8 protein-coding genes and 1 pseudogene are annotated in these 9,001 nt (G+C 70.1%); 5 read left to right on the forward strand and 4 right to left on the reverse strand.

Features of this window, described 5'->3' with window-relative positions; all coding sequences use genetic code 11:
• Positions 1-719: pseudogene (locus tag QR77_RS29855) on the reverse strand (PucR family transcriptional regulator); the annotation flags it as partial.
• A gap of 226 nt (positions 720-945) precedes the next feature.
• On the opposite strand from QR77_RS29855, the gene QR77_RS29860 reads away from it, so the two are divergent.
• Together QR77_RS29860 and pruA are read left to right on the forward strand one after the other, a co-directional pair.
• A complete protein-coding gene (locus QR77_RS29860; RefSeq protein ID WP_040028897.1) occupies positions 946-1,872 on the forward strand; it encodes a proline dehydrogenase family protein in 927 nt (308 codons plus the stop codon).
• 45 nt (positions 1,873-1,917) lie between these two features.
• Entirely contained in the window at positions 1,918-3,549 is a 1,632-nt protein-coding gene (pruA, locus tag QR77_RS29865; RefSeq protein WP_040025110.1) for an L-glutamate gamma-semialdehyde dehydrogenase, read from the forward strand.
• A gap of 120 nt (positions 3,550-3,669) precedes the next feature.
• Here pruA and QR77_RS29870 read toward each other — a convergent pair whose 3' ends face one another.
• The 3 genes from QR77_RS29870 to QR77_RS29880 form a co-directional block, all read right to left on the reverse strand.
• Complete coding sequence (locus QR77_RS29870; RefSeq protein WP_040025111.1) at positions 3,670-4,512, reverse strand: DUF1206 domain-containing protein; 843 nt, start codon at positions 4,510-4,512, stop codon at positions 3,670-3,672.
• 82 nt (positions 4,513-4,594) lie between these two features.
• The gene (locus tag QR77_RS29875; RefSeq protein WP_040025112.1) at positions 4,595-5,338 is read right to left on the reverse strand and encodes a hypothetical protein; all 744 of its coding nucleotides are present in this window, start codon (positions 5,336-5,338) and stop codon (positions 4,595-4,597) included.
• Positions 5,335-5,673 (reverse strand): PadR family transcriptional regulator, encoded by a 339-nt coding sequence (locus tag QR77_RS29880; RefSeq protein ID WP_040025113.1) that lies wholly within the window; start codon positions 5,671-5,673, stop codon positions 5,335-5,337. The genes QR77_RS29875 and QR77_RS29880 overlap by 4 nt, the downstream gene beginning before the upstream one ends.
• A 338-nt stretch (positions 5,674-6,011) precedes the next feature.
• On the opposite strand from QR77_RS29880, the gene QR77_RS29885 reads away from it, so the two are divergent.
• The 3 genes from QR77_RS29885 (at position 6,012) to QR77_RS29895 (ending at position 8,741) form a co-directional block, all read left to right on the forward strand.
• The gene (locus QR77_RS29885) at positions 6,012-6,191 is read left to right on the forward strand and encodes a hypothetical protein (protein ID WP_040025114.1); all 180 of its coding nucleotides are present in this window, start codon (positions 6,012-6,014) and stop codon (positions 6,189-6,191) included.
• Between the two features lie 179 nt (positions 6,192-6,370).
• Positions 6,371-7,411, forward strand: coding sequence for a 3-isopropylmalate dehydrogenase (locus QR77_RS29890; RefSeq protein ID WP_040025115.1), 1,041 nt, complete (start codon positions 6,371-6,373; stop codon positions 7,409-7,411).
• A gap of 244 nt (positions 7,412-7,655) precedes the next feature.
• Complete coding sequence (locus QR77_RS29895; RefSeq protein WP_040025116.1) at positions 7,656-8,741, forward strand: branched-chain amino acid aminotransferase; 1,086 nt, start codon at positions 7,656-7,658, stop codon at positions 8,739-8,741.
• Positions 8,742-9,001 lie beyond the last annotated feature (260 nt).

The following is a 9,001-nucleotide window of genomic DNA, read 5'->3' on the forward strand; positions in this document are numbered from 1 at the left end:
GGCTCCAGCGCGTCCGCCGAGCGCAGCCGTACGAGCAGCGCCAGCGCCTCGGGGCCGCCCGGCGCCTCCTCAGCGGCGCCCGCCGGAGGCAGCGGCAGCGTGCACAGCGCGGCGGTGCCCGGCACCGCCCGTACCTGCGGTTCGGCGCGGAACTCCCGCCAGGGCGTCACACACAGCACCACATGCAGCCCGTCCGCGCTCGGCCCCAGCGCCGTGTGCAGCTCCGCCACCGCCATGTCCCGCTGCCAGCCCGGCTCCGACGTCAGTACGGCGCGCAGCTCGCGGGCCAGGGTCGCGCCCGTCCGCAGCTCCTCGGCGAGCAGGTCACCGATCCGCTTCGTCACCTCCATGGCGGCGGCGAGCCGCGACTCGGCGGGCCCCGGATCGGAGTCGTCGAGCAGCCATACGTACCCGAGGACCGTGCCCCGATGGCGTACGGGAAGACAGATCCGGCCCCGGAAGACGCCCGCCTCCTGGGCCGCCGGGATACGTACGGGCCCGGTGGCGCGGGTGATGCCGAAGCCCTCGAACCAGTCGCGCACCGCCTGGGTGGACCTCCTCGTCAGGATCGAGCGGGTCCTGACCGGGTCCATCGCCGTGTCGTCCTCGCTGTCGTGCGCGCCGAAGGCGATCAGCCCGAAGTCGCGGTTCTCCAGCGTGGCGGGGACGCCGAGCAGCGCCGAGATCTCGTCGACCAGTTCCTGATAATCGTCCTTCACCCGGACATTCTCCCACCGCCTTCAGACATATGTCTGAGATCCGGGCCACGGATGCGTGACAGGTGTCGATGGCAGAGGATCGGAGCGGTCCCTAGATTTCACAGTGGTTCCCCGACCGCCGCGACGTGCCGACAAGGTCGACAAGGCCGACAACGCTGACAACGCCGACAACGCCGACGACTCACGTACCGACGACTCCGTACCGAAAACTCCGTGGAGGTGCCCTGTGCTGGGTCCCGTGATACTCGCCGCAGCGCGCAGCGACACCATGCGCCGCGCCGTCTCGGCCGCGCCGGTCACCAAGCCCGTGGTGAGCCGCTTCATCGCGGGGGAGTCGGTCGAGGAGACCACGCCCGTCATCGAGGAGATGACCGGCCGGGGCCTCGAAGTGACCATGGACGTCCTCGGCGAGGACATCACCGACCCGGCCCAGGCGCGCCAGGCCAGGGACGCGTACCTCCGGCTGATCGACGCGCTCACCCCGCTGAACCTCGGACCGCGCGCCGAGATGTCCGTGAAGCTCTCCTCCTTCGGCCAGGCGCTGCCGGGCGGCCACGACCTCGCGCTGAAGAACGTCACCGAGGTCGCCGAGGCCGCCGCCGCCATCGGCACCACGCTCACCCTGGACGCCGAGGACCACACGGCGGTCGACTCGACGCTGGCCATCCACGCCGAGGTGCGCCGGAGCTTCCCCGAGACCGGCGCCGTCGTCCAGTCGTACCTGTATCGGACCGAAGAGGACTGCCGGGCGCTCTCCGCCGCCGGGGCCAGGGTCCGGCTGGTCAAGGGCGCCTACAAGGAACCCGCGTCCGTCGCCTTCCAGGACAAGGCCGACGTCGACAGGTCCTACATCCGCTCCCTGAAGATCCTGATGGCGGGCGACGGCTACCCGATGGTCGGCTCGCACGACCCCCGCGTCATCGCGATCGCCCAGGAGCTGGCCCGCCGCGCCGAGCGCAAGATCGACCGGTACGAGTTCCAGATGCTGTACGGCATCCGCGAGGCCGAGCAGTACCGGCTGGCCGCCGAGGGACACCGGATGCGGGTCTACATCGCGTACGGCACCGACTGGTACGGGTATTTCATGCGCCGCCTCGCCGAGCGCCCCGCCAACCTCGCCTTCTTCCTCCGCTCGCTCGTCAGCCGGGGCTGACCCCCGAGCCCCGACCGACCCACTGATCAAGGAGATCCGGTACCCATGGACGCAGTGACCAAGGTTCCCGCCCCGGTCAACGAGCCGGTGCACGGCTACGCGCCCGGCTCGCCCGAGCGGGGGCGCCTGGAGGCGCGGCTCAAGGAGCTGGCCGAGAACCCGATCGACCTTCCGATGACCATCGGCGGCGAGAAGCGGATGGGTGGCGGCGCGCGCGTCGACGTCGTACAGCCGCACAACCACAAGGCCGTTCTCGGTACGTTCGCGAACGCCACGGAGCAGGACGCGCAGGCCGCGGTCGACGCCGCGCTCGCCGCCGCTCCCGGCTGGCGCGCGATGGCCTTCGACGACCGTGCGGCGATCATCCTGCGCGCCGCCGAACTGCTGTCGGGCCCCTGGCGCGAGAAGATGGCGGCCGCGACGATGCTGGGCCAGTCGAAGACGGCGCAGCAGGCCGAGATCGACTGCCCCTGCGAGCTGGTCGACTTCTGGCGCTTCAACGTCTCCTACGCCCGTGACCTGCTGGCCGAGCAGCCGCCGGCCAACTCGCCCGGCGTGTGGAACCGCCTCGACCACCGCCCGCTCGAAGGCTTCGTCTACGCGATCACGCCGTTCAACTTCACCGCCATCGCGGGCAACCTGCCGACGGCGCCCGCCCTCATGGGCAATGTCGTGGTGTGGAAGCCGTCCCCGACCCAGACACTCGCCGCCGTCCTGCTGCTGGAGCTGCTGGAGGAGGCCGGACTGCCCAAGGGCGTCATCAACCTGGTGACGGGTGACGGCCTCGCCGTCTCCGAGGTCGCGCTGAACCACCCCGAGCTGGCCGGCATCCACTTCACCGGCTCGACCAAGACCTTCCAGCACCTGTGGAAGACGGTCGGCGCCAACATCGAGAAGTACCGCTCCTACCCGCGCATCGTCGGCGAGACCGGCGGCAAGGACTTCGTCGTCGCCCACCCGAGCGCCGACCCGGCGGTACTGAAGACCGCGCTGACCCGGGGCTCCTTCGAGTACCAGGGCCAGAAGTGCTCGGCCTCCTCGCGTGCGTACATCCCCGCCTCCGTCTGGAACGGCGGTTTCAAGGAGGAGTTCGCGGCCGAGGTCGACGGGCTGACGATGGGCGATGTCACCGACCTCTCGCACTTCATCGGCGCCGTCATCGACGAGCGCGCCTTCGCCAAGAACAAGGCGGCCATCGACCGCGCCGCCGCCGACCCGACGTGCACGATCATCGCCGGCGGCACGTACGACGACGCGGTGGGCTACTTCGTACGCCCGACCGTCATCGCCTGCACCGACCCGGAGAGCGAGGTCTTCTCGACCGAGTACTTCGGCCCGATCCTCGCGGTGCACGTCTACGACGACGCCGACTACGAGTCGGTGCTGACGCAACTGGAGTCGGTGGCCGCCTACGCGCTGACCGGCTCGTTCATCGGCAACGACCGCGCGGCCGCCGCGTACGCGATGGAGAAGCTGCGCTACGCGGCCGGCAACTTCTACATCAACGACAAGTCGACGGGCGCGGTCGTCGGCCAGCAGCCCTTCGGCGGCGGTCGCGCCTCCGGTACGAACGACAAGGCGGGCGCCCCGCAGAACCTGATGCGCTGGACGCTGACCCGCGCCATCAAGGAGGCGCTCATCTCACCGACGGACTACCGCTACCCGCACATGGGCTGACGGCCCGTCAGGCCGCCTGAGGACGACCTCGGGCCCGGCCCCTCACACGCCGCCCCCGCATCGGCTCCCACCGCCGGTACGGGGGCGGTCTCCATGTGACGCGCGCGGCGCGACCCGGCGTCAGACCCGGCGCCAGCGCGCCATGCCGAAGGAGAAGAGTCCGAACAGCGCGAGCCCGGCAGCGACCACCGCGAGCAGCCAGGGCCCCGCCGGAGTCCCGGTGAACGAACGCAGGGTGTCGTCAAAGCCCTTGGCCTTGTCAGGTTCGTACTCGACGGCCGCCACCACCACGAACACCCCGATCGCGGCGAAGAGGAAACCACGGCCGAGGCCGCCGGCGATGCCCGTCACATCCACGAACCGCCGTGCGCCATGCGACATCTCACCGAGCTTCAGGTGCTTGTGGAACTTCCGCCGTACGGCGCTCAGGGCGACCCAGATACCGGCGACCACGATCACCACCCCGGCGATCCCCACGATCCACCGGCCGCCCGGCCAGTCCATCGCCCTGGCCGTGATGTCCTGCGACTGCTGGTCGCTGGAGCCCTGGCCGCTGCTCTTGTCACCGGCCGCGAACGCGAGCACCGAGTAGGCCACGAACCCGTAGAAGACGAAGCGAACGGCGGAGAGCAGCCGCTTGCCCGGCTTCGAACCGTCGGGGCCCGCCGCGCCGAACAGCGCCTCGGAGAGCCGCCACAGGGCCATCCCCACCAGGCCGATCCCCAGCACCCAGAGCAGGATCGAGCCCAGCGGCTTCTTGGCTATCTCGGCGAGCGCGCCGCCCCGGTCGGCCTGCTCGCCGCCGCCACCGCCGAACGCGATCTGGAGCGCGAGCACCCCGATGAGCAGGTAGATCACGCCGCGCGCGCCGAATCCCCAGCGGGCGGCCGCGTCCATGGCAGAACTGTTGGCGGCCCGCCGGGCCTTGCCCCGGCCACCGAGTGTCATCGAGCGTGCGTCCATAGTTGACCTCCGCTGTCCGGGTGCCCCGGCCCGCACGGCGGAAACGCGGGTTCGGCCGGGCCGCGGTCCCAGGGGCGGACGGTCAGCGCTCGACGCCGTCGCGGACGTCCCGCCGTACGCCCCTGAGCCCCAGCCCCGCTCCGATCACCGCGCCGAGCAGTGCCGTGACGAGGAACGCCGTCCGGGCGACCGCCGCGCCCTCGAAGCTCAGATACGTCACCACCAGGGCGATCGTGAGCAGCCACAGGATCAGCAGCGCGTAGTGCCTGCGGGTGAGGAAGACCCGCTTCTTCGGCTGCTCGGGAGGCGCGGCGAGTGCGGCGGCGGGGCCCGCCGTCGCCGCCAGGGGGCGCTTGAAGTAGGTCATGAACATCCACTCACCGCACGGCTCCCACCCGTCGGGCGCCAACTCCCAGCCGATGTCGTTCCGTTCACGCCTGTTGTTGGTCATCTCCCGGCGGTACTCCCAGCGCATCGCGGCTCCGGGGACGCGCCGGCTGACGAACATGCCCAGCCGGTCGACCCGTTCGACCTCCCAGCCCTGTGCGCCGTACTCGTTCAGCAGTCGCCGGTCCGCGTAGATGTCGGTGGTCCACTTCCAGACCTCCTCCCCCTCGCCGGGCCCCTCGCCCGCCCCGGTGCCGGGACCGCCACTGGTCAGCCGCGCGGCGAACTCCTCGATCGGGCCGAACTCCTCAAGCGCGGTGGTGCCGGTCTCGGCGAGGTACCCGGTCAGGTCGCCGACCGTCACCTCGGCCCGGTCGGCGGGGACGCCCGCGGCCCGCAGGGCCCGGGCCAGTTCCTCGAAGTAGGCGTGGTCGGTCATGACGCTCCCCCTTGGTGCAGCATGGATTTCACGGTGGTGTGGAACTCCAGCCAGGCGCCGCTCTCCTCGCCGAGCCGCTTCCTGCCCCCGTCCGTGAGCCGGTAGTAGCGGCGGCCGGGCCCGCGTTCGGCGGCCCGGAACTCCCCGACGACCGAGCCGGCCTCTTCGAGCCGGTTCAGCACCGGGTAGAGGGTGCCTCCCTTGATCTCGCCGACGCCCGCGGACGCGAGGGCCTTGGCGATCTCGTAGCCGTAGCTCTCCCCGTCGGTGAGACAGGAGAGGACGAGGAGATCGAGGACGCCCTTGAGCCAGCTGGCTCTGCGGTCTGTGGCCATGGATGCATTCCACCACCACCTAGGTAGGAATGCAATCTAGATGGCGAGGCGGGGTACTCGGCGCGAGCGCTGCGACCCGCCGCAACCCGGTGCGACCCGCCGCGACTCCGCGCGACACGTCTGTGCCTGACCGTCTTTCACCTGGTCGGACGGTTTGCCGTCTCAGATAGTAGGAAGTCCGAGCAATTGTGGAGACAGGACGGCATCTCTGCCTTAGCTTTGTAGGAGCCGAACGACTCGCTCCATCAGCGAATGGCGGTCGCGGGCACGCGCCCTCGCAGGCAACCCCTGTGGCGCAAGGCCCCCCGCCCCACCCGGCGCCTCGCAGCAGCCCCCGTGTGGCCTTCCTTCTCGCCGCGCGGCTCAGCTACGTCAAGGAGTCGATCATCATGGCCGAGACGACCGTCCGCCGCGTCCGTCACACTCCCCGTACCAGCGAGTCCGACCGCAGGAACGCCGCCGCCGCACTCCAGCGCGCCCTCGACCGCAGGGACAACGGCGGCTCGACCGGCCACTGAGCCCGGTCCTTCCGCCACTCGGCCCGGCACGTCCGCGCTGATCCGACACCCGCGACCCCGCCGTTCGTATCGGTGCCCCGCCGTCCCGACCGGACGGCGGCGACGGCACCGTGAACGGCGGGTTGTCCACGGACTGGACACCTCGTGTCAGTCCCTGGGACTGAGCGTAGGGTGCCGATATGTCTCGCAGCATCAATCTCGCAGTGGTTCCCGGTGACGGCATCGGCAAGGAGGTCGTCGCCCAGGGCCTGAAGGTCCTGGAGGCCGTCCTCCCGCAGGATGTGAAGCTGGAGACCAAGGAGTACGACCTCGGCGCGAGCCGCTGGCACCGTACCGGGGAGACCCTTCCGGACGCGGAGCTCGAAGCGCTCAAGACCCATGACGCCATTCTGCTCGGCGCGATCGGCGATCCGTCGGTCCCCTCGGGCACGCTGGAGCGCGGGCTGCTGCTCAAGCTGCGCTTCGCCTTCGACCATTACGTGAACCTGCGCCCGTCGAAGCTCTTCCCGAACACCGCCACCCCGCTCGCCGGCCGTCCTGACATCGACTTCGTCGTCGTACGCGAAGGCACCGAGGGCCCGTACACCGGGAACGGCGGTTCACTGCGCACCGGCACGCCCGCCGAGGTGGCCACGGAAGTGAGCCTCAATACGGCGTACGGTGTGGAGCGCGTGGTCAGGGACGCGTACGAGCGCGCCAAGGCCCGTCCCCGCAAGAAGCTGACGCTGGTCCACAAGAACAACGTCCTCGTCTACGCCGGTCACATGTGGAAGAACATCTTCGACCGGGTGGGCCGCGAGTACCCCGACGTCACCACCGACTACCTGCACGTCGACGCCGCGACGATCTTCTTCGTCACCCAGCCCGAGCGCTTCGACGTGATCGTCACCGACAATCTCTTCGGTGACATCCTGACCGACCTGGCCGCCGCCATCAGCGGCGGAATCGGTCTGGCCGCGTCCGCGAACATCAATCCGGACCGGACCTTCCCGTCCATGTTCGAGCCGGTCCACGGCTCCGCCCCGGACATCGCGGGCCAGGGGAAGGCCGACCCCACGGCCACCATCCTCTCCGTCGCCCTCCTGCTGCGGCACCTCGGCTTCGACGCCGAGGCCGTCCGGATCGAGGAGGCCGTCGCGGCCGACCTCGACGGCCGGGACGGTGCGGCGCGCACGACCGCCGAAATCGGTGACGCGCTCGCCGTACGAGTAGCGAGCTGACCCGTCGTCTCACCACAGCCGCCGGGTCCAGGGACCCGGCGGCTGTTCTTGTACCGCCACCGGGTGCCACCATCATCCCAGGGCCGTAATCACCCCTTATCCTCCCCGGATCGCCCGCAGGTCATAATCGGACTGCGCTGCGGCATGCGGGGAAGGTCGGACGTCCTAGTACCTGGACCGGGTACCGACAGGACGAACGGTGAGCGCTGGCCCACACATCACAACCGGTGAAGGACGAAAAATCATGACCACGCCCACGATCGAGCTGAAGCCCTCCGCGAACCTCGTCACCGATGCCGAGCGGGACCGGATTCTGGCCAAGCCCGGCTTCGGCCGCTACTTCACCGACCACATGGTGACGGTCAAGTGGACCGAGGGGCTCGGCTGGCACGACGCCGAGCTGGTGCCCTACGCGCCGCTGTCGATCGACCCGGCCAACATGACGCTGCACTACGCGCAGACCATCTTCGAAGGCCTCAAGGCCTACCGCCAGGCCGACGGTTCGGTGGCCACCTTCAGGCCCGAGGAGAACGCCCGCCGCTTCCAGCGCTCGGCCCGCCGCATGGCGATGCCGGAGCTGCCCGTCGAGACGTTCCTCGCAGCGGTCGACGCACTCGTCACCCAGGACAGCGCCTGGGTGCCGCCGACGGGTGAGGAATCTCTCTACCTGCGGCCGTTCATGTTCGCGACCGAGGTCGGCGTCGGCGTGCGGCCCGCCAACGAATTCCTCTTCATGGTCATCGCCTCACCGGCCGGCGCCTACTTCAGCGGCGGTGTGAAGCCCGTCTCGGTCTGGCTGTCGGAGGAGTACGTGCGCGCCGCCCCCGGCGGCACCGGCGAGGCCAAGGCCGGCGGCAACTACGCCTCCTCCCTCATCGCCCAGGCCGAGGCCACCAAGCACGGCTGTGACCAGGTCGTCTGGCTGGACGCGATCGAGCGCCGCTGGGTGGAGGAGATGGGCACCAACAACCTCTTCTTCGTGTACGGCGACAGACTGATGACCCCGGAGCTGTCCGGATCGCTGCTCGCCGGAGTCACGCGCGACTCGGTGCTCCGGATCGCCGCCGACCTCGGGTACGAGGTGAGCGAGGGCCGCATCTCGGTGGAGGAGTGGCGACGCGGCTGCCAGGACGGCACGATCACCGAGGTCTTCGCCTGCGGCACCGCCGCCGTCATCACCCCCGTGGCCACGATCCGCTCGGTCGGCGGCGGCTGGACGGTCGGCGGGGGAGAGCCGGGCGAGATCACGATGAAGCTGCGGAAGGCGCTGCTGGAGCTCCAGACGGGGGCGGCGGCTGATGCGCATGGCTGGATGCACCGGATTGTGTGACGGTTGGTGCTTGGTGCTTGGTGCTTGGTGCTTGGTGCTGGGTGGTGGGTGCTTGATGCGTGACACGTGACACGTGACACGTGACACGTGACACGTGACACGTGACGGGGCGGTGCTGGCTGGGCGGGGTGTCCTGGCGGGGCCGCCCTGGTCGGTCGAGGCGGCTGGGCGGTGGGTTGCGCCCGGCCGCTTTTGTTCTGCCGCTTTGCTGCTGGCTGGGGGGTGGTGGGGCGGGTGTGGTGGGCGCCGATGGACGGGGG

Origin of the sequence: Streptomyces sp. 150FB, assembly GCF_000818195.1 — a bacterium.
GTDB lineage: Bacteria > Actinomycetota > Actinomycetes > Streptomycetales > Streptomycetaceae > Streptomyces.